A 21,733-nucleotide genomic window follows, 5' to 3' on the forward strand; every position below is an offset into this window, starting at 1 on the left:
ATGTATTACCTTATTACTTTTTTCTTTCTGCTGATTTCTATGCTGGTGTATTTTAAAATAGCAGATCATTTTAATATCATCGACAAACCAAACCAGCGCAGCTCTCACACGGAAATCACGATCCGTGGCGGGGGCGTTGTGGTGCCATTGGCTGCGATAGCCTATGCCATTTTGTTCCATAACGTATCCTTGTATGTGGTGGGAGGAATCGTACTGATTAGTGCCATCAGCCTGGCAGATGATGTCAGCAGTCTTTCCAATAAAGTGCGGCTGCTGGTGCAACTCCTGTCAGTAACCATGATTCTTTACGGCCTCGGTGCACTCGAAACATGGCCATGGTGGATCATTGTACTGAGTTGTGTACTGATACTGGGCGTTATCAATGCCTATAATTTTATGGATGGTATTAATGGCATCACCGGACTCTACAGCCTGATCGTTTTATTGAGTATCTGGTATGTCAATGTTTACGTATATACATTCACAGACAGTGCATTTATTATTCTGCCGATCCTGAGTTGTCTGGTTTTCCTGTTTTTTAACTTCCGGAAGAAAGCCCGTTGCTTTGCCGGTGATGTGGGCAGTGTTGCCCTCGGATGCTGGATTGCCACGCTGCTGCTTTCCCTGGTGCTATATAGCAACGACCTGAAATACCTGCTGATACTGGCTGTATATGGCTGTGATACGGTACTGACCATTGTACACCGGTTAATATTAAAGCAGAATATTTTTGAGGCACACCGTTTACATTTCTACCAGGTGCTGGCCAATGAGCAGAAGGTTTCTCACCTGATGGTAAGTATCGGCTATAGTATCTTACAGGTGGCGATCAATATTATGCTGGTTAATACGCACTGGAATTTTATTACCACCCTGTTTGTCAGCTGTTTACCACTGGTACTTATTTATGTGAGCATGAAACCTAAGTTAATGACGAAAACGATTGCAGTATGATAAAAGAAGTAGTGATCTATGGTGCTGGTGGCCATGCCCGTGTAATATCAGCGATGGCAAAAGATTTAGATAAAGACGTACGTTGTTTTTTTGATGAACAGGAGCATGAGGAAGATACCAGCATTGTACCCTACCAGCAGCATATTTATCCGGATGCACTGATGGTACTGGCTATCGGTAATAATACCGTGCGCCAGCGCCTGGCGGATACGGTATCGCATGGTTTCACCAGCCTGGTACATCCCGATGCCAGCGTAGCGGCAGATGTGGAGCCGGGAGCAGGAACTGTTGTGCTGGCACGTGCTGTTGTTCAGGCAAATGTGCAACTGGGCAAACACGTCATCATCAATGCCGGCGCCGTAATAGACCATGATACCATTATAGAAGATTATGTGCACATCGCGCCGAATGCCTATATCGGCGGTGGTGCACATATAGAGAAAGGTGTTGTAATAGGAGCAGGAGCGGTGGTGTCGCGCTTCGCCAGAGTGAAAGCCAATACTGTCGTGCCGCCATTAACTGTAGTATAGCCGCAGTATTGAATCGTTAATTTAGATATTAAACCATGTATTTTATGAAAGCCCTGACTGCGATAGTAGTCATAGCCTTATTTTATTGCCATACGGTATCGGCTCAGGATATCGGTATTGCAAATCCTTCCATAGAAGGGCCTCCCAGGGCTGGCAATGTACCATATCCCTGGCTGAGGTTCAGGTCTCCGGACACCCAGCCCGGTTTTTATGGTATCTCCCTTGCACCCTCCGATGGTAAAACTTATGCCGGGTTTATCAATGGTCACCGGTGGGAAGAGGGAATCCTTCAGCTATTGCCAACGCCGATGCAATCCGGCACTACTTATCAGCTGTCATTTGATTTAGCAGCTCCCGTACACTATGATACCTTATTACTATGTTCCGGCGCACTGGCTGTTTATGGCAGCTTCAACGAAACAGATCCCGGCGACCTGCTCTGGCAATCCGGCACCTTCGTGCATCCTTTCTGGCAACGCTATACGGCTACGATCTCACCAAAAAAGAATTATCCTTTCCTGGTACTAATGCCCTACCTGCCGGGCAGTTGCCCTGGCAACGGCTATGCAGGCGCACTCCTGGACAATATTTCTCCAACACTGGCAGAAGTACCGCAACTAAGTCTGCAGGTGCAGCCTACCTGTGCAGGTAAAAAGACAGGTGCGGTGAAGGCGATTGCCAGCGGTGGAAAACCGCCGTATTCCTATTCCTGGGACTCTACGACGCTCAAATCGGATTACATCAGCGGATTGGGAACGGGCAGCTTTACCGTTACTGTTACCGGCGCTAATGGTGCCACTGTACGCGCTACCGCCTATATCACAGATTATTCACTGCGGGTACAGGCAGTTCCGGATTTACCGTTCTGTCACGGTGATGCGAATGGCAGCTTCACCTTGAAGCCTGCCACCGGCGTTCCTCCATATCACTTTCAATGGCAGGGCGGGAGTTTTCAGCCCGATTCTGTTATTTCAGGCCTCCGTGCCGGCACCTATAACTTCGCGGTACAGGATGCGGTTGGCTGCAGTATGAGCAGTACCGCCACTTTAAATGAACCGGATGCACTGCAGATCACTACCGTAAAAAAGCATGATGTCAGCTGTACCGAAACGATGGATGGCAAAATTCAACTCAGTATCAACGGTGGTACCAGGCCTTATAGCTTTAGCCTGCAATCAGCTTCGTGGCAGCCGGATAGTGTTTGGGCCGGCCTGGATGCAGGTAGTTACCGGTATGATGTAAAAGATGTAAATGGCTGTGAGGTGTCGGGCTCGCAGGAGATCATCCGGTACATACGCGAATGTGCTGTATTTATGCCCAATGCATTTTCTCCTAACGGTGATGGTGTCAACGATATTTTCAGGGCCAGAGTGAATGATGATGTGAAAGATTTCAGGCTGGCTGTTTATAGCCGCTGGGGAGAAATGGTGTTTGAAACCCGTGATCCGGAAATGGGATGGGACGGTACTATCCGCGGCCGCAAGGCACAGCTGGAGGTGTTTGCATGGGTATTGACCTATACCGACAGCCACCAGCAGGCCCGTAAACAAACCGGGTCAGTTACCCTTATACGTTAAGCATCGGGATAGTCGCATTTTTGAAGGGATATGCTTCCAGCATCAGCCGCAGCTTTTTGTTGGAGGCAATATCCCGGATGGCTTGCAGGTGCTTTTCGTGATGCAGATCTGTGCCGATATAATCTACCAGGTTTTTCTGTATCAGGTAGTCTGCCGCCTGCTTAATATGCTTGCCATAATAGCCTGTTAGGGAGAGCAGGTTTACCTGTAGCATACAGCCTCTTTCCCTGAACCGGGCATACGTTTCCGGGTGACTGTGATAATAGGCGTAGCGTTCCGGATGGGCCAGCAGCGGCTGATAGCCCGCGGCCTGCAAGTCGAACAGCCACTGGAATATCTGTGGTGGCGCCGACATAAACGACATCTCTACCAGCACTGTTTTATTGAAAAGGGTCAGCATCGGCTGCCCTAATGTTTCCGGCAGATTTTCATCCAGGTAATATTCCGCTGCATGATGGAAGGGGATATCGTTTCCACGTTTCCTTAATGCGGACAATACATCCAGGTAGGGATTTTTCAGGGTGCCTGCATTATTAGGATACCTGTCGGGCATCGCATGTGGTGTGGTGATCACCTGGTGAATACCCAGCTGCTGTAGTTGCTCTATAAAATTTACACTGGTGGTAATTTCACGCACGCCGTCATCAACGGCGGGCAGTAAATGTGAATGTAGGTCCGTTCCCATGAATGCCAGCAATGATTTCGTACTGGCTGCCGGTTCTCGTCTGCGGAATAAAAACATAAGCGGTTTTCTGATAAAGACTAGACTAAATAATGTATCCGGGGTCTTTATATCGAAATCAATGCCACAATTTCTTCCAGGTATTGCTGATCTGTTTCATCAAAATGGGCCAGGAGCTCGCTATCTACATCCAGCACACCTTTCACGACACCATCACGTATGATTGGTACCACAATTTCTGAGCGGGAAAGGCTGCTGCAGGCAATATGACCAGGAAATGCTTCCACATCCGGTACTACTAATGTGGCCGCTTTTTCCCAACTGCTTCCACAAACACCTTTGCCTTTACGGATACGTGTACACGCCACCGGCCCCTGAAACGGACCAAGCACCAGCTGATCTTCCTTCACCAGGTAGAAACCTACCCAGAACCAGTTGAACTGTTCTTTCAGTGCGCCGGCAATGTTTGCCAGATTAGCCACCAGGTCAGGTTCTCCGTCTATCAATCCTTTTATCTGCGGTAGCAGTGAAAGATATTGCTCCGCCTTTTCTCCTTTGGAAATTTTTAAATCTTCAGCCATGCGTCAAAGGTAGGACAATCTTTGTCATACCAAAGGCATACTTAATTACACTTATATAAATATTTGCTCATTTTACGTTTAAAATCGTATATTTATTCGGGTAACCATACAACAAATTCCAGTGAACCGGCTAACTGTCATCAGAAGCAAAAAAAAATTTTAACCTTACAACAAAACCCTAAATTAGAATAACTTTGTTGCGCTATGAAAATACCTGAAGTAATACTTGTAAACGAATCAGACGAAGCAATCGGTCAAATGGAAAAAATGGAAGCTCATCAGAAAGGGTTACTACATAGAGCATTTTCCGTATTTGTTGTAAATGATGCCGGCGAAATGCTGATTCAGCAAAGAGCGTTGGACAAGTATCATTCAGGCGGCCTGTGGACAAACACCTGCTGCAGTCACCCCGAACCTGGCGAAACAACGCTGGAAGCTGCCCACAGACGTTTAACAGAAGAAATGGGTTTTGATTGTCCTTTACAGGAGATTTTCTCTTTTACCTATAAAAATATTTTTAATAACGGACTTACTGAGCATGAATTCGACCACGTGTTGGTAGGTACCTATAACGGCCCTGTTCATCCAAATGCCGATGAAGTAAATAGCTATCAGACCCTGACGCCTGATACTATTTTGAATATGATGGAAAAAGAACCGGATAGCTTTACAGTATGGTTTCACAAAGCTTTGCCAATGGTATTGGAGCACCTCAGAATGGCTACAGAAGTAAATAAGTAATCTGTTTATAATTTAATTCGGAAAGGCTTCAGTAGTAAGCACTACTCGTTTCCTATGTCAGCGTGCCACAGGCCTGTCCGGTTTTTTATTGTTTCTATTTACTGTTGACCGATCACCGTTACCACTGATAGTGGTACTGAACTTTTATTGCTCATTACTCATCCTGCGGTTGCCTGACCGTAGTAAAATCTTTTGCTATACCATCATTTCAAGCTTCAAATGTTAACTTAAAATCACAGGCACATGAACGCTATCCAACTTCCGGCGCTACGGTATCCGTTTCCGTCAAGAGTAAATCCGCGCGCAGCTGAGGCGCAAATCCATGTCACTGACTGGGTAAAACATTTTAATCTGATTACCTCACCGCTGGCGCAGGCAAAATTTAACCGCGCCAAATTTGCATGGCTCGCCGCAAGAGCCTTCCCTGATGCCGCTTTCGATGAACTATGTCTCATCGCTGATTTCAACACATGGCTCTTCCTCCTCGATGACCAATGCGATGAAAACGCAGCCGGTAAAAAAGCAGCCTACCTGCGTACCATCATGGCAGGACTCATGGACATCTTCCGTCAAAACAAAGTATTTACCCTCGAAGAGGCCGGACCATTACCTGCATCACTCTCCGACATCTGGGCCAGAATGCGCAACATCAGCCAGCCGGCATGGCGGCTCCGCTTCATCCGTAGCATGGAAGACTACTTCAATTCCTGCATATGGGAAGCAGACAACAGGGAAAATAACGTAGTGCCCTCGCTGAAAGACTATGTACACATGCGCCCATATACTGGCGCACTCTTCGCCGATGTAGAAGCCATCGACATTATCGAAAAAATCTACCTGCGGGAAAATGTGCTTTATAACGCCATCCTGCAACGTATGATCCTCGCCTGCAACAATATTGTATGCTGGTCAAATGATATCATCTCCTGTAATAAAGAATCATTACAGGGTGATGTACACAACCTGGTACTGGTTCTCCAGCATGAACAGGGCCTTACCCTCCAGGATGCTGTTGCGGAAGCTACCCGCATGCATAATGAAGAACTGGCCATCTTCCTGGTGCTGGAAAAACTCCTGCCGGTACAACATACCGATGAAGATTATGAACTGCTGCGCTATGTTTCCGTATTGCGCAGCTGGATGATCGGTAACTATGAATGGAGTGTAATCGATACCGGCAGATATGACGTTGCCAGAAAAGTTGTCACTGCTAACTAGTATCTTTTGCCCGCAAGGCGCGCAGGGGCGCCTTCGGCGCATTTTTCTTGCTCGCAAAGCAGCATAAGTGGCAAAGCAGCAAAGGATTGTGTTTTATTGTTTTTTTATACCTATGATTTGCAAAAATCAAAACATAAGCTTACAAACAACAAAACATAGGCCTTATGCTGCTTTGCCACTTATGCTGCTTTGCGAGCCCGCGAAGCGGAAAACCAGCGCCGAAGGCGCATCAGCCCTTACGGCATCATTCTCCGCTTCTCTATCAGCCTGCCGATTCCCCAGAATGACAACGCAAGTATCCCGAAAAACAATCCCTTATTGGTTTTATCCCACAGGTATTCAAAATATCTGGTATATAGATTCAGTAGGAAGAAGATGACCCCGAGATCCCTTATCATGGGGTCTTTCAGGCGTAAGCCCAGCAGGAAGGCCGCCACGCACTGCACAGTAAATACCACCACCCAGGCCAGCAGATGCACCTGCCGCAGCTGCTGCCATTGCTCCCAGGTGCCCGTATTTCCGAATATGGAAATCAGCCAGCCAGAAATCATAAACAAAAACCAGCCACCACTATGCGTGATATCCCTGATAGGACTATTCAGCTTTGTGTTTTTCATCAGCGCCGCTGCGATAATCAGCACCAGTCCGAGTAATACCATGCGGCAGGGGAGGTTCATCCCCAGGAACCAGGCACTGTCGCCCGTCAGGTAATAAGTAAGCTTAACATACGCCGGGATCAGGCACAATAAGGTAGATACCCACAGTAACCGCGACTGTAACGTGAACGCCAATACGCCGAATATGACCGTTGCCAGCAGCCAGAACGCACCATAATTGCCATCCAGGTAGTTGACAGATTTCCCCAGGTATACCACGGTAACGCCTGTACTGAGCACGGGCAGCAGCCAGAAAAGTTCCCGGTTAAAGGAAAAACCATACTCATGCCGCTTTTTACGCCAGCCATGTATACAAAGGAAGATAGTGCCAATGCCAAATAATAAGGCAATGACGCCATCGGTGAGGGCAAATTTCTTCCGGATAATCTCTATCCATTTTTCGTCGAGTACCAGTGAGCCAAAGGCCATCAATGCACAGGATATGGCCGCAATAAAAATGTATAAAGCAATGGTTTGCCAGTCGCTGGTACGTACACGGATACTATCTTTCATCCTGCCCGCCTGGTCGTCTGTGATGATATCCGTTTTCCGCCATTCCGCGATGGCCCGTTGGAGGATTTGCGCCTCTCTGTTGTCTAATTCTGGCATGTTTGGTCGATAGATTGGTTTTTTTAGTGAGATGCCTAGAGATTTTTATCTACAATATGCACGGCCCGCAGCGTATTCCGTTTTTTTATCTTCAGCCGGAAATAATTAAACATCGCCAACGCAGGAATACTCCAGTAACTCATATATTGATAATGGGTGTTTTCCGGAAAGAAAAAATAAACCATGGAAATAACCGTGAAACCTGTGGCCATCGTCAGGAAATTGTACTTGTAACGCTGGTACATAATTTCCTTTTCCGTGTAATGCCCCGGTACTGAAAGCGAAGGTTTCTTCTGAAACATATAGTAGGCTATCCAGAAAAGCGCTGCCAGCGCACCTGCCAGGTTACACAGGTACAGGAATAACGGCAGGATAAAATGTGCCTTCACATGTATCAGCGCCGACGCTGAAAAAGGAAAGGTGACAATAAAAAACAGGAAAAAAAGATTCCTGTTAATCAGCCCATTATCATAATGCTGCAGGAAACGGCATAATAACAGGTGTCTCCTCCAGAAATTACCCAGAAATGCAAAAGTGGCAGCAAAAATCAGAAATTCGAGTAGTACAGGTTGCAGATAAGGCATGTAATTGGCTACCGGCACAGTATCAGGTATTTCAGGTAGTTTGATCTCCAGGATCAGCAGGGTGATGGCAATGGCAAATACTGCATCACTGAAGAGGATAAGCCGGTCCAGCTCCAGTTCGCGGTGTTCAGATTTGGGTTCCTTAATAACAGACATTGACATAATAGGATATATCATTTTAGATAGACAACAGCAATATACAAAGTATCCTATAAAGCGGGAAAAACCGTTGCCCCATTCCCGTTGGCTTTCCATTCCGGTTCTGCCATTTTCTCCATAAATATTGTCAACATTTTCAACATTTTATTGTTATCTACCTAACAATCGTCATAGACCGTCAAAGATTTCTTATGCGTGGCACCCTTTTGCTGTTATCTCTTTTATTGATTACCGGATCGCAGGTTTACGCACAGGCAGATACCTCCAGAACAGGGACCTATGCTTTCAATTTACCTGATTGCATCTCTTATGGCCTTGCTCACCATCACGACGTGGTAAATGCCCACCTGGACGTAAAGTTCTCGGAAGAACAGGTGAAAGAAGCTACCAGTAAGTTACTGCCTCATGGCAATATCTCTGCTTCGCTGAATGATAACCTGAAACTGGCAACAACCTTCATCCCGGATTTTACTGACACTGCCCTGAAAAAGCAAGTCCCGGTGCAGTTTGGTACCAAACTCAATTCCGGCCTTACGGGCGAAATTGATCAGACAATCTTCAATAGTGATTATTTTCTAGGACTGAAAGCCTCCAGAGTATATAAAGACCTCTCCAGGAAAACACTCAAGCAAACTAATATAGAAATCATAGTAGCCGTAACAAATGCTTACTATGCCGTACTTACCAACCAGGAAAATATCCGCCTCACGAAATCCAATCTGCAACAACTGACCAAAACATTGCAAGATATCAGAAACAGATATGAGCAGGGAGTGGCAGAAAGAATTGATGTAGACCGGATACAGGTATCATATAATAATACGGTTACCCAGGTAGGTAATCAGATACGTTTGCTCGTATATGCATTGCAGTTACTGAAATTTCAGATGGGGATGCCACAGGAGAACCAGCTTACCCTGACAGAAACTATCAAAGACCTCGATGCAGCCTATTTCCTCGCTGATACCGTCGATTACCGTACCGAAGACCGTATCGAATACAGTATGCAACAAACCCAGATTGCATTGTATGAGTTGCAACTTAAAAGTAAAAAAATGCAATACCTGCCATCTATCAACGGCTTCGTTAACTATGGATGGAACTGGTTTGCACAAAAATTCGATAACCTCTATAAAGTGGGTTACGGCGCCTCAGTGCTAGGCGTATCACTCACCTGGCCAATTTTTACCGGCTTCGAAAGAGTCCACCAGATCAGAGAGAATGAAATAACGGTCAAAAAATCTAAAAATGACCTCGATTATCTCACCCAGCAAATAAATATACAGGTAAATAGTGCCAATACTGACTACCTCAATAATAAAGACAACTTCGTTACAGCCAAGAAAAATATGGACCTCACGCAGGGCATATACGACAGGATCGTACTGAAGTTCGACCAGGGGGTCAGTACCAGCCTCGATGTGCTCTCCGCTGAAAACGAGCTCACCAAGGCCCGCACAGACTATATCACCGCCATGCTTAATATCCTCATCAGCAAAACTGCACTGGATAAGGCAATGGGCAAAATCAAGTAATTCTTAAAATGTAATTTCTTCTCCATATGTATCTGAAAAATTATTCAAGCATATTACTGGTGAGTGCAGTGGCGATTTTCAGCGCCTGTGGCGGTGGTAAATCAAAACAGCAGGGCATGATGGGACAAATGCGTGCTACCGTTGTTCCCTATACGGTGGAACCCGGATCCTATACTGTGGTGGAGAAATTCCCTGCTACGCTCATCGCCAATAATGTCGTGGAAATAAGAGCCGATGTTACCGGATTCCTGGACGCTATCGTGGCACCAGATGGTAGCAGAGTAGGTAAAGGTCAAGTACTTTACCAGATAGAAAAAAGCAGGTATACAGCCGTCATGAATCAGTCTGCCGCCTCCGTGGAACAGGCCCAGGCCGACCTGGCACTACGCCAGCGCGACTATGACCGCTACAACAACCTCCTCCAGCACGACGCGATATCCAGGCAAACAGTAGATCAGGCCAATACAGCGCTGCTTACCGCCAAAGCCAACCTGGCTGCGGCTAAAGCCGCTGTAGCCCGTGCTGCCACTGATGTAAACCACTCCACCGTGAAAGCACCGGTAAGTGGGAAAATAGGTATCGCCCAGATAAGAGTAGGAGATATCGTAAATGCCGGCCAGACACTCATCAATACCATCGTGAACGAAGATCCGATGTATGTCGACTTTGACGTACCGCAATACAGAATGCAGGAATTCCTCGGGCTGAAACAACGCCCGGGAGATTTTAAATTCTACCTGCAGTTTACCAATGGTGAACGTTACAGCGTACCAGGTACCATCCTTACCATTAATAATATCGTGGATGCCACTACCGGTACGGTAAAGGTCCGCCTGCAGTTTCCCAACAAGGAAGGCCTGCTGACCTCAGGTATGAGCCTGGTAGTACTCATGCAGTACAATACCTCTGCTTCACAACTGGCGATCCCGGCTAAAGCAATCGTTCAGAACCTCTCCGAAACCAGTGTCATGCTGCTTACCAAAGATAATGTCATCAAACAGCAGGGCATCCAGCCCGGCGCTGTTACGGATACCATGCTTATTGTAAATGGTGGCCTCAACGCTGGCGATAGAATAGTAGTAGATGGTCTGCAAAAGGTAAGGCCTGGAGATACGGTAAATATTGCCGGTGCAACGCCGCCTGCCGCCGCCGGTCAGGCGCCTGCAAAAAAAGGCAAATAATCATCAAAACTACTCTCACAGCATGATTTCGAAAACATTTATAGAGCGCAAGAATACTACGATCGTTATTGCAATACTCCTGGTGATTGTAGGTTTGATCTGTATGTTCAATCTGCCCATTGCGCAGTTGCCCGATATCGCTCCGCCAGTTACGGATGTACACGCCACCTATGTAGGTGCCAACTCCACAACTGTGGAAGAAACCGTAACCACCCCTATCGAAAACCAGGTAAACGGTACGCCTGGCGCCATGTATATACAAAGTGTGAGTGCCAATGACGGCTCCATGAGTATCACCGTTACCTTTAACCTGGGTACCGATCCCGATATTGCCACCCTGGACGTACAGAACCGTGTGAGCCTTGCCCTCCCCAGTACACCGGATGAGGTACGCCGTGTAGGGGTAACCGTTAAAAAGCGTTCCAATGATATGTTGATGGTAATCGCGGTGAACTCCCCCAATGGCACACATAGCCGCGAATTCCTCGACAACTATATGAACATTTACCTGAAACCTGAACTGGCGCGTATCGCCGGTATCGGTGATGTGAATGTTTTCTCCCAGGATTATAGTATGCGTATCTGGCTGAACCCGGATAAAATGGCCGCCGTTGGACTCACTCCCGGCGACGTTGCCGCTGCTATCACTGAACAGAACCAACAGGTGGCCGCTGGCGCCATCGGCTCTCCGCCGGCAAATAAAAACCAGGCTTTTGAATATACAGTAAGTGTGAAAGGACGCCTGGCTACCTCCGAAGAGTTCGGTAATATCGTTCTTCGCCGTAGCGACAACGGGTCCCTCATACGACTGCGCGATGTGGCCCGTGTAAACCTCGGCTCCTTTACCTACGCTATCGAAGCTAAGGCCGATGGTAAAGTAGGTAGCGGTTGTGCGCTGTACCTCTCTCCAGGTGCGAATGCGCTGGATGTAAACGATCGCGTACTGGCCAAAATGAAGGAATTGTCTAAATCATTTCCGGAAGACATGAACTGGCTGGTGCCTTTCGAAACAACCTCTTTCGTTAAAATCTCTATCAACGAGGTAATTCATACTTTTCTGGAAGCGCTTGCCCTTGTGGTACTGGTGGTGTTTATATTCCTCCAGAACTGGCGCGCCACGCTAATCCCGGTACTGGTTATCCCGATCTCTCTGATAGGTACCTTTATATTCTTCCAGCTGCTGGGATTCTCTATCAATACGCTTACTCTCTTCGGTTTCGTGCTGGCCATCGGTATTGTGGTGGATGATGCCATTGTGGTGGTGGAAGCGGTGCAGCACCATATAGATTCGGACCTGATGTCGCCACGGGAAGCTACTTATAAAGCTATGTCGGAGGTACAGGCCCCGGTAATTGCCATTGCCCTGATTCTGGCGGCAGTGTTCGTTCCGGTGGCATTCATACCGGGCGTAAGCGGAAGGTTATACCAACAGTTTGCCCTTACGATTGCCTTCTCCGTATTGCTGTCGGCTTTCCTGGCACTAACGCTGACGCCTGCACTAACATCCATTTTGCTCCGCCCGGCTCATCTCACTAAACAATCTCATGGACTCAATAAAATCTTCTATAAATTCAACGAGTGGTTTGGCAGGGTGACGGAGAGATATTCCAATGGCGTAAAACATGCCATCCACCAGACCTGGCTAGTGTTGCTGATACTGGGAGTACTCTTCGCTACTGCGTTTTATCTCTTTAAAAAGACACCAACGACCTTCGTGCCACAGGAAGATATGGGAGCGATGTTTATCGCGCTGGAACTGCCGGACGCATCTTCTACAGAGCGTACGAAGGTAGTGGTTGATGAGATCAACCATATTTTGTTGGCAGATAGTGCGGTCAATCACTTCTTCGGTATTGCGGGTATCAACTTCGTGGCAAACGCGACCAAACCCAATGCGGGTACGTTTTTCGTGAGCCTCAAGCCCTGGGATGAACGTTATAAACACGGGGATGATATCGGAACTGTGTTAGGCAGAATACAAGGGAAGATGGCCCGGATTGTGGGGGCTACTATTATCTGTATTCCCGCGCCAACGCTGCGTGGACTTGGTAATACGGGTGGTTTCTCTTTCATCATGGAACAAAAGTCGAACCCTGACCTGGCTCAGTTCAATCAGGTACTGGGGCAGTTCCTGATGACAGCCAACCAGCGGCCCGAAATTGCCCGTGCCTACGCCTTCTTCAGTGCCAATACGCCGCAGTTCAACGTTGATGTGGACCGCGATAAGTGTAAGCAGCTGGGTGTGCCGATCAGTGATGTTTTTGGCGCCCTGCAGACCTTCCTCGGTGGTTTGTACGTGAATGATTTTACACGCTTCAGTCGTAGCTTCCGCGTATTGTTACAGGCAGATTCCCTGTATCGTACCAGCATTGATAATTTGTCAACCTATTATGTAAGAAATAATGTGGGTCAAATGATCCCATTGAGCTCACTTATTACGGCTAAAAAGGGTGGTGGTGCGCCGGTAATTAATCACTTCAACCTGTACCGTGCCATTGAAATTGACGGGGATGCCCAGCAGGGCTATAGCTCCGGCGACGCGATCAAGGCATTACAGGATGTAGCTTCTAAAGTGCTGCCATCCAACTTTGGATATGAGTGGGCCAACGTATCGCTGCAGGAAATTGAAGCTGGAAATAAAAGCTTACTCATCTTCGCTTTATCAATATTGTTTGTATTCCTGTTGCTGACCGCCCTATACGAAAGCTGGTCGGTACCTTTCTCCGTACTCCTGGCGGTTCCGGTGGCGTTGTTCGGCTCTATTGCCGCGCTGGCGCTGACCAAACAGGCGAACTCCGTGTACTCCCAGATTGGTCTGATCACCCTGATCGGTTTGTCGGCCAAAAACGCCATCCTGATCGTGGAGTTCTGTAAAGACCGTGTAGACCGCGGTATGCCGCTGCTCCAGGCAACGATAGAAGCGGTGAAGCTGCGTTTTCGCCCGATTCTCATGACATCTTTCGCCTTCATCCTCGGGGTGGTGCCATTGTGCCTCGCGAAAGGCGCCGGCGCTGCTTCCCGTGTAAACATCGGCTTTACGGTGGTAGGAGGGATGCTGGCCGCTACCTTGCTGGGGATATTCTCTGTTCCGGTACTGTATGTGCTGATTACAAAAATATCTTATGGTAAGAAGAAACTGGCAGAGCTGGAAGAATTCGGTAACGAAGAGAAAAAGCCTAAAGGTCTGGGCGAATAGGCTATCTTTCAGATATGAAAAATACCGAACGTTTTAGTAGCCGCGTAGAAAACTACGTGAAATACCGTCCGCATTACCCGGATACGTTGCTGCCTTTTCTGAAAGAGGCCGGCGCACTGACGCCGGAGTCGGTGGTCGCTGATATCGGCGCCGGCACAGGGATCTCCGCCAGCCCCTTCCTGGAAAACGGTAACGAAGTTTATGGCGTCGAGCCAAATACTGACATGCGGGAAAAGATGGTGGAATTACTATCTCCCTATAAAAATTTTAAAGCAATTGCAGGAACAGCAGAACGTACCACACTGCCAGACAACAGCATGGACCTGATCATCGCCGGACAGGCATTTCACTGGTTCGATCCTGCAGGGGCCAAAACGGAATTTCAGCGTATAGGCAAGCCCGATAGTTATATCGCATTAATATGGAATGTACGCCAGGTAGATACGCCATTCGAAAAAGCTTATGAAGGCCTGCTTCGGAAATATGGTACCGACTACAAGGAAGTGAATCATAAAAATATCGGAGAGGCGCAGCTGCAAAGTTTTTTCGCACCGCAGGGCTACCTCCTGAAATCATTGAACCATCTGCAACAGTTCGATCTGAAAGGAATAAAGGGAAGGCTGATGTCGGCATCATATGCGCCCCAGACAGGCCCTGAACATGATGCGATGATGCGTGAGCTGGAAGAGATCTATGAGAAGAATAATGAACATGGTATGGTGAAATTCCATTTCCATACAGAAATATACCTGGGCCGCACACACGGTTAGGCCCAGGTAAGGTGGCAGTCTGGTTTAGGCCAGACTGTCAAATAATATCTCGATCGGGTGTTGTGCAATCACGCCCGTACCGTCTTTCACCTGATGTCGGCAGCTGGTACCGGGAGCCGCAATGATAGTGCCCGCAGCGGCATTTCTAACCGCAGGGAATAATACCATTTCACCGATTTGCATACTGAGGTCGTAGTGTTCCTTTTCATAGCCAAAGGAGCCCGCCATACCGCAACAACCGGAAGGGATCACCTCTACGGTATAGTTTGCCGGCAGACTCAATACCTTTTTGGAATGCAGCGCCGAAGAGAGCGCTTTCTGCTGGCAGTGGCCATGTAACTTAATATGCTGTGGCTTGCCGGTAAACTGTGCAGCCGTAATATGGCCTTTCTCGGCTTCCATGGCCAGGAATTCATCTACCAGGAATACATGCTTTGCCAGCTCCTTAGCGCCGTTACGGAGTCCGTCTCTTACCAGATCAGGATATTCATCACGGAAACTCAGGATAGCAGAAGGTTCTACACCCAGCAGCGGTGTTTTTTCTGATATTATACTCTGGAAGATGCGCACGTTGTCTTCCGCAATTTCCCTTGCTTTACGCAGCAGTCCCTTAGACATATACGCCCTGGCACTTTCCGGGTGTTCTACCATTTGTACGTCGTAACCCAGTCTGGCCAATAGTTTCACGGCTTTAATACCGATAGGCGTATCGTTGTAGTTGGTAAACTCATCGCAGAAGAGGTAGACTTTTCTGCTGCCTTTCTTCGCTTCGTGGCTCCACTTACGTTGGTACCATTTGCGGAGTGTTGTTTTATGTAATCCGGGCAGGGAGCGCTTTTGCGCGAAGCCGGAGAATTTACGGATGATATTCCCTGTCAGCGGATTTTTGATCAGTCCGTTGTAGGCCCATGGCATCACGGAAGCCAGCGCGGAGAGTTTGGAATAGTTTCCGATCATATTGGCGCGTAATGGCACCCCGTTGGCATCATAATAATGCTGGAGGAATTCCATTTTGAGCTTCGCCATATCCACGTTAGACGGGCATTCTGATTTACAACCCTTACAAGCCAGGCAAAGGTCCAGCACTTCGTAGATTTCTTTATGATCGAAGCGGTTGTCTTTGTTGGAATGCGTAAGGAATTCGCGCAGGATGTTGGCACGCGCGCGGGTAGTATCTTTTTCATTTCTGGTGGCCATGTAGCTTGGGCACATGGTACCGCCACTGAGCTGCGTTTTACGGCAGTCGCCCGAGCCATTGCACTGTTCTGCGTGCTGCAGGATGGTTTGGTCAGGGAAATGGAAGATGGTATTGATATTAGGTGCTGCCTGTCCGGGTTCATAGCGCAGCATGCTGTTCATAGACGGCGTATCCACAATTTTGTTAGGATTGAAGATGTTTTCCGGGTCCCAGGTATATTTGATCTGACGTAGTAACTCGTAGTTTCTTTCTCCTACCATCTGTTTGATAAACTCGCCACGGAGGCGGCCATCGCCATGTTCGCCGGAAAGAGAGCCATTGTATTTTTTCACCAGTGTGGCAATCTCTTCTGCAATTTTTCTGAAGAGATGATTACCTTCTACTGTTTTCAGATTGATGATTGGGCGGAGATGTATTTCGCCGCTTCCTGCGTGTGCGTAGTGTACTGCGTACAGGTTGTATTGCTTCAGGATATCGTTGAAATCGCGGATAAATGCAGGCAGATCTTCTACAGCTACAGCAGTATCTTCGATCACCGGAACAGCTTTTTCATCGCCGGGGAGGTTACTCAGCAGGCCCAGACCAGCTTTACGTAGGGTCCAGATCTTTTTGCTGTCTTCCCCGAAGAGCAGCGGGAAATGATAACCCAGCCCGGCGGCGCGGAGTCTGGCTTCCACTTCAGCACAGATGGCGGTCACTTCTTCGCGGGTATCTCTGCAGAACTCTACCACCAGGATAGCGCCGGGATCGCCCTGTACGAAGAAACGGTTTTTGCTTTGTTCGATATTATCTTTGGTGCATTCCAGGATATAATGGTCGATCAGCTCACTGGCGCTAGGTTTGAAGTCCATAACGAGTACGTTTGCACGCAGTGATTCATCGATATTATTGAAATGTATGCAGAGGAGGCCCACTTCCTTGGGAGGGAGCGGGTTGACGTGAATTTTTATTTCGGTGATGAAGGCCAGTGTTCCTTCGGAGCCGGCGATCAGTTTACAGAAGTTGAAGTCTTCCGTGCCGGCGGTAAATGGCGCGGTGTCCAGCAGCATATCTACGGCATAGCCGGTGTTACGGCGCTGGATGCTTTTTTTAGGAAATTCCTTACGGATTTCTTCCTGGTTGCCATGGTTACTAAGGAGTGTACGTATCTGTTGGTAGATGCGTGTTTCCAGTGAATCAGGGGCTTCACATTTCTGGTGGAAGGTATCGATATCTATGGTGCCGAAGGTAGTTTCGGTACCGTCACTGAGGAGTGCTTTTACTTCCAGCAGATGTTCGCGGGTACTGCCGTAAACCACGGAATTGGAGCCACAGGAGTTATTGCCTACCATTCCGCCGATCATGGCGCGGTTGGCGGTAGAAGTTTCCGGACCGAAGTAGAGACCATGCGGTTTGAGGAACATATTGAGTTCATCTCTGATCACCCCTGGTTGTACCCTTACCCATCCTTCTTCTTTATTGAGTTCCAGAATTTTAGTGAATGTGCGGGAAACATCTGTCACGATTCCGTTACCTACCACCTGTCCGGCGAGTGAGGTGCCGGCAGTACGGGGTATCAGGGATGTTTTGTTGTTACGGGCAAAACGGATCAGTGTTTTCAGATCTGCCACATCGGCCGGAATCGCCACTGCAAGGGGCATTTCGCGGTATGCCGAAGCATCTGTGGCATATAGGGTCCGCATGGTGTCATCTAAATATAGCGTGCCTTCCAGTTCCTCGGCCAATAGCTCTAGCTTGTCGCGCATGATTTAAGTACCTGTTTATGAAAGGGCGAAATTAATATATCAGCTTGTCTTTTTTTAATCTCCTGTAATAGAATCGTCAAAAAAAGTCTTACGATTTTATAAACTGAGGTTTTTTTATTTCGATGCCGATCACATGTTGTACCTGTTCTGCCAGGTACCTGCCCAGTTCGGGTGTATATTTTTCATCCGGCATATGCAGGAAGAAGTAGGCCTGTTTAAGACCATGATCTATCCAGTATTTTAGCCGGTGCATCCAGTCATCTATTCTTGTGAAGTCGGTAGGATGGAGGTTATTGGCGTTGAAACGTATAAATGCAATGGGTACGGTCAGGTGCATGTGCAGCAATTCACGGCGGCCGGGAGTATCCGTAATGACGGCACCTACGCGATGTTTGGCCAGGGTATTGAATAATTCCATGCGGATGGTTTCATCTTCAAACCATTGGGGGTGTCTTACTTCCACGAAAAACTGCAGGTCCCGGGGAAGGTCGGCAATATATTCATAGAGCTGCTGGCGCCTGTTGGGGCTGAATTTATCGCTGAGCTGAAGGAAGATAGGCCCGAGGTGTTTACCGAAGTTCAGCATGCCATCCAGGAAATCGGTGGTACGAACGCCGGCATTTACCAGGCTGCTGTAGTGACTGATGGCCTGCGGCACTTTCGGACAGAATACGAAATCCTGCCCACGGGCTTTTTCGCCCCATCGCCGGATCGTGGTTTCATCATAAATTTTATAATGGGTGGCGTTCAGCTCAATGCTGTTGAAGTTTTTGATATATTCCTGGAGATATTGATTTTCTTTGGTCCCCTGGGGATAGAGGATCCCTATCCATTCTCTGCGGCCCCATTTGGCGCAACCGGTGAATACCTTCGGGGATTTCAGGCGTTTGCCTTTCAGGATTCGCTTGTTGTACAGCGGTTCTGCCGGTAGTTTGAAGTCGATATCGTCCAACATGCTGCTCGGAACTGCACCTATTTTCATACGCGATGGTTTTAAATATGACAATCATGCGGCAATGACTATAAGCAAGTTAACGAAATTTTGAATTTCAGTTTTTTGATATTAACTTAATAAGATATAATAACCAGCATGGAAATTTTACACGTTAGCGCGGAATGTTATCCGGTAGCCAAAGTAGGCGGACTGGGCGATGTGGTAGGCGCCCTTCCCAGGTACCAGCAGCAGCTGGGGCATATCGCCAAAGTGGTGATGCCCGCTTACAGGAACAAATTTTACGATACGCATGAATTTGACGTGGTACACCAGGCCGGCATGTGGCTGGGCCATCAGTGGTATCACTTCAATGTATTGAAAGAAAGACAGAACAGTCTCGATTTTGACCTGTACCTCGTAGATATCCCCGGATTATTGGACACGCCAGGCGTATATGGTTACCCCAACGATACAGAACGTTTTCTGGCCTTCCAGGTGGCAGTGCTGGACTGGATCAACGAATGGAACCATCAGGTAGATGTTATCCATTGCCACGACCATCATACCGCCCTGATCCCTTTTCTGCTCAGCTGGGGATATAAATATAACCGCCTCAAAGACATTCCTTCCGTACTCACTATTCATAATGCCCAATACCAGGGCCAGTTTGGCTGGGATAAGCTCTATCTCATCCCGGGCTTCGACCTCTGGAAAGCCGGCCTGCTCGACTGGGGCGGCTGCATCAATCCGCTGGCAGCAGGTATTAAGTGTGCCTGGAGGGTAACCACTGTTTCCCCGGGATATATGGAAGAGCTGTATGTTGAAGCGAACGGCCTCGAAAGCCTGATCAGCAGCGAACGGACTAAAACCAGCGGTATCATCAACGGTATCGATACGATGGTCTGGGATCCTGCCACTGATCCGCGGCTGGGAATAAACTATACCCCGGAAATGGTGTCTGAAGGAAAGACTGCCAATAAGGCGCAGCTCTGTGAGCGTTTCGGCCTGGATGCTTCCGTACCGCTGATTTCCTTTATCGGCAGGCTGGTAGGAGATAAAGGGGCAGATTTATTACCGGAAATCATTGCCCGCAGCCTGCATGAGCTGCCCGGAGAAGTAAACTTCCTGGTACTCGGCAGCGGCGATCCTCACATCGAATGGATGCTGAAGGAAACAAGAAATTATAACAGCTATGGCTTTAACCTGCATATAGGCTATGATGAGTCGTTGTCGCACCAGATCTATGCCGGCAGCGATTTTCTGCTGATGCCGTCCAGGGTAGAGCCATGTGGCCTTAACCAGCTGTATGCCCTGCGTTATGGCACAATACCTGTAGTAAGAAGTACAGGAGGACTGAAAGATACAGTCACCGATTTTGGAGATCCGGGAGGAGTAGGGATACGGTTTATACAGCCTTCCGTCTGGGATGTCTGCTATTCCGTAAAACGTGCACTGGAATTGTACCAGGACAAGCGCCACCTGCGTGATGTTCAGCTGACGGGAATGCACCTGGACCATTCATGGACAGCTTCAGCAGCACAATATGTTCAGTTATACAGCAGCATGCGATAAGTAAAGATTATAATCCCACATTTTATATTATGACTAATACCGTGATTTCCATTATACTTGGAGGCGGAGCAGGGACCCGATTATACCCGCTTACCCGCCGTCGCTCCAAGCCTGCAGTTCCACTGGCCGGAAAATACCGCCTGGTAGATATCCCCATCTCCAACTGCCTCAATGCCGGCCTGAATCGCATCTTCGTACTGACGCAGTTCAATTCCGCTTCTCTCAATAAACATATCAAGAATACCTACCACTTTAGCAATTTTGATAAAGGCTTCGTAGATATCCTTGCCGCGGAACAAACCCCTGACAACCCCACCTGGTACCAGGGTACCGCCGATGCAGTCAGACAATGCCTGCACCACATCGAAAACTTCGAATTCGAATATGTACTCATTCTTTCCGGAGACCAGCTGTACCAGATGGACTTCGACAAGATGCTGCAATATCATAAGGAAACCGGCGCAGAGATATCCATCGCTACCATTCCGGTAAGTGCGAAGGATGCGTCCGATTTCGGTATCCTTAAAACTGATGATAACGGCGCCATCTCTTCCTTCACAGAAAAGCCATCGCAGGCGGTATTGCCGCCATGGGCTTCAGAAGTAAGTGAAGAAATGAAGCAGGAAGGCCGTATTTATCTCGCCAGTATGGGCATTTATATCTTCAACAGGAAAGTGCTGTTTGATATGCTCAATGATCAGCCTGATGCCGCCGATTTTGGCAAACAGGTGATCCCTACCGCTATATCTTCCGGATTTAAGGTGTTTAGCTACCAATATGAAGGTTACTGGACCGATATCGGTAACATTCCTTCCTTCTTTGAGGCAAACATCGGCCTGACGGACGATATTCCGCTGTTTAACCTCTATGACGAGTCACAAACGATCTATTCCAGGGCAAGAATGTTGCCGCCGGCAAAAATTTCCGGGGACATTCAAAAAACAATGATCGCCGATGGTTGTATTATTCTGGCAAGCCGTCTCGAACGATGCGTGATCGGGATTCGTACCCGTATCGGCAAAGGCAGCGTGATTACCAACAGTTATATCATGGGCAGCGACTACTACCAGACCCTGGACGATCTTAACAAAGCAAAAGACAATGGCATTCCGCCAATGGGTATCGGTGAAGACTGCATCATCAACAATGCCATTATCGATAAAAACTGCAGCATCGGCAATGGCGTACGTATCAATGGAGGTAAGCATCTCGCCGATGGCGATTTCGAGAAATATACCGTAAAAGATGGTATTGTTGTTGTGAAGAAAGGTATGGTTTTGAGTGATGGCTTCGAGATTTGATGACCTAATC

Annotated in this window: 17 protein-coding genes; 11 read left to right on the forward strand and 6 right to left on the reverse strand. The window is 47.9% G+C overall.

What is annotated here, in order from left to right; all coding sequences use genetic code 11:
- The 3 genes from F3J22_RS17260 to F3J22_RS17270 are packed head-to-tail and all read left to right on the forward strand — an operon-like array spanning position 1 to position 3,061.
- Positions 1-954, forward strand: coding sequence for a glycosyltransferase family 4 protein (locus F3J22_RS17260; RefSeq protein ID WP_167019192.1), 954 nt, complete (start codon positions 1-3; stop codon positions 952-954).
- Positions 951-1,484 carry a transferase gene (locus F3J22_RS17265; protein WP_167019193.1) on the forward strand — a complete coding sequence of 178 codons (534 nt, stop codon included), beginning with the start codon at positions 951-953 and terminating at the stop codon, positions 1,482-1,484. The genes F3J22_RS17260 and F3J22_RS17265 overlap by 4 nt, the downstream gene beginning before the upstream one ends.
- Positions 1,485-1,528: 44 nt before the next feature.
- Positions 1,529-3,061 (forward strand): gliding motility-associated C-terminal domain-containing protein, encoded by a 1,533-nt coding sequence (locus tag F3J22_RS17270; protein WP_167019194.1) that lies wholly within the window; start codon positions 1,529-1,531, stop codon positions 3,059-3,061.
- Here the strand turns inward: F3J22_RS17270 and F3J22_RS17275 are convergent.
- A complete protein-coding gene (locus tag F3J22_RS17275) occupies positions 3,051-3,803 on the reverse strand; it encodes a tyrosine-protein phosphatase (protein WP_167019195.1) in 753 nt (250 codons plus the stop codon). The two genes, F3J22_RS17270 and F3J22_RS17275, sit on opposite strands and share 11 nt — an antisense overlap.
- 47 nt (positions 3,804-3,850) lie before the next feature.
- Positions 3,851-4,324, reverse strand: coding sequence for a GAF domain-containing protein (locus F3J22_RS17280; RefSeq protein ID WP_167019196.1), 474 nt, complete (start codon positions 4,322-4,324; stop codon positions 3,851-3,853).
- Positions 4,325-4,528: 204 nt separating this feature from the next.
- Between F3J22_RS17280 and idi the strand changes: the two genes are divergently transcribed.
- Positions 4,529-5,065, forward strand: coding sequence for an isopentenyl-diphosphate Delta-isomerase (idi, locus tag F3J22_RS17285; RefSeq protein WP_167019197.1), 537 nt, complete (start codon positions 4,529-4,531; stop codon positions 5,063-5,065).
- Between the two features lie 243 nt (positions 5,066-5,308).
- On the forward strand, positions 5,309-6,283 hold the full coding sequence (locus tag F3J22_RS17290; protein WP_167019198.1) for a hypothetical protein: 975 nt from the start codon (positions 5,309-5,311) through the stop codon (positions 6,281-6,283).
- A 236-nt stretch (positions 6,284-6,519) separates the two neighbouring features.
- On the opposite strand, the gene F3J22_RS17295 is transcribed toward F3J22_RS17290, so the two are convergent.
- Together F3J22_RS17295 and F3J22_RS17300 are read right to left on the reverse strand one after the other, a co-directional pair.
- On the reverse strand, positions 6,520-7,548 hold the full coding sequence (locus F3J22_RS17295) for a hypothetical protein (protein ID WP_167019199.1): 1,029 nt from the start codon (positions 7,546-7,548) through the stop codon (positions 6,520-6,522).
- Between the two features lie 35 nt (positions 7,549-7,583).
- On the reverse strand, positions 7,584-8,288 hold the full coding sequence (locus tag F3J22_RS17300; RefSeq protein WP_167019200.1) for a TMEM175 family protein: 705 nt from the start codon (positions 8,286-8,288) through the stop codon (positions 7,584-7,586).
- Positions 8,289-8,482: 194 nt separating this feature from the next.
- Here F3J22_RS17300 and F3J22_RS17305 point away from each other — a divergent pair, with 194 nt between their 5' ends.
- From F3J22_RS17305 to F3J22_RS17320, 4 genes are read left to right on the forward strand one after another with little or no spacing between them, the layout of a single operon-like run.
- On the forward strand, positions 8,483-9,826 hold the full coding sequence (locus tag F3J22_RS17305) for a TolC family protein (protein ID WP_167019201.1): 1,344 nt from the start codon (positions 8,483-8,485) through the stop codon (positions 9,824-9,826).
- Between the two features lie 26 nt (positions 9,827-9,852).
- The gene (locus tag F3J22_RS17310) at positions 9,853-11,007 is read left to right on the forward strand and encodes an efflux RND transporter periplasmic adaptor subunit (protein WP_167019202.1); all 1,155 of its coding nucleotides are present in this window, start codon (positions 9,853-9,855) and stop codon (positions 11,005-11,007) included.
- 22 nt (positions 11,008-11,029) lie between these two features.
- A complete protein-coding gene (locus F3J22_RS17315) occupies positions 11,030-14,203 on the forward strand; it encodes an efflux RND transporter permease subunit (RefSeq protein WP_167019203.1) in 3,174 nt (1,057 codons plus the stop codon).
- Positions 14,204-14,217: 14 nt separating this feature from the next.
- On the forward strand, positions 14,218-14,973 hold the full coding sequence (locus F3J22_RS17320) for a class I SAM-dependent methyltransferase (protein WP_167019204.1): 756 nt from the start codon (positions 14,218-14,220) through the stop codon (positions 14,971-14,973).
- A gap of 24 nt (positions 14,974-14,997) precedes the next feature.
- Here F3J22_RS17320 and F3J22_RS17325 read toward each other — a convergent pair whose 3' ends face one another.
- Together F3J22_RS17325 and F3J22_RS17330 are read right to left on the reverse strand one after the other, a co-directional pair.
- A complete protein-coding gene (locus F3J22_RS17325) occupies positions 14,998-17,916 on the reverse strand; it encodes an FAD-binding and (Fe-S)-binding domain-containing protein (RefSeq protein ID WP_167019205.1) in 2,919 nt (972 codons plus the stop codon).
- 88 nt (positions 17,917-18,004) lie between these two features.
- A complete protein-coding gene (locus tag F3J22_RS17330) occupies positions 18,005-18,898 on the reverse strand; it encodes a DUF72 domain-containing protein (RefSeq protein WP_167019206.1) in 894 nt (297 codons plus the stop codon).
- 108 nt (positions 18,899-19,006) lie between these two features.
- On the opposite strand from F3J22_RS17330, the gene F3J22_RS17335 reads away from it, so the two are divergent.
- Together F3J22_RS17335 and F3J22_RS17340 are read left to right on the forward strand one after the other, a co-directional pair.
- Positions 19,007-20,422 (forward strand): glycogen synthase, encoded by a 1,416-nt coding sequence (locus tag F3J22_RS17335; RefSeq protein WP_167019207.1) that lies wholly within the window; start codon positions 19,007-19,009, stop codon positions 20,420-20,422.
- A gap of 29 nt (positions 20,423-20,451) precedes the next feature.
- On the forward strand, positions 20,452-21,723 hold the full coding sequence (locus F3J22_RS17340; RefSeq protein WP_167019208.1) for a glucose-1-phosphate adenylyltransferase: 1,272 nt from the start codon (positions 20,452-20,454) through the stop codon (positions 21,721-21,723).
- Positions 21,724-21,733 lie beyond the last annotated feature (10 nt).

The sequence above is a fragment of the Chitinophaga sp. Cy-1792 genome, assembly GCF_011752935.1.
Taxonomy (GTDB): domain Bacteria; phylum Bacteroidota; class Bacteroidia; order Chitinophagales; family Chitinophagaceae; genus Chitinophaga.